Origin of the sequence: Kribbella sp. DT2 (assembly GCF_049844575.1) — a bacterium.
Taxonomy (GTDB): domain Bacteria; phylum Actinomycetota; class Actinomycetes; order Propionibacteriales; family Kribbellaceae; genus Kribbella.
Genome location: NZ_JBNCLH010000040.1, coordinates 1 through 240, shown reverse-complemented (window position 1 = coordinate 240; position 240 = coordinate 1). Strand labels below are relative to the sequence as shown.

Annotated in this window: 1 protein-coding gene; it reads right to left on the bottom strand. The window is 70.4% G+C overall.

Annotation, left to right across the window (positions count from 1 at the left end; translation table 11 throughout):
* Window positions 1–240: hypothetical protein (locus ACLQ2O_RS41970; RefSeq protein ID WP_425843491.1), on the bottom strand; the 240-nt coding region annotated here is incomplete at both ends.

The window sequence follows — 240 nt, the reverse complement described above, 5'->3', positions numbered from 1 at the left end:
CTTGATGTCATCCTCGAACACCACGCGGCTCTCCTCCAACGCCTTCGCGGCGTCCTGGAAGGCCGTGCCGTAGACCTGGAGGGCATCGTCGGCCAGCTTCAGCGCGACGCCGAATTGCCGGGCGGGATCGAGCTCGCGCAGGGCCTTGGCGGCGGCGGCCGCCTTGCGGTTGTTCTCCGCGAAGGTGGCCGGCCCACTGGGGTCCATCGTGGCCAGGAAGCGCCAACCGGCCACCCGCAC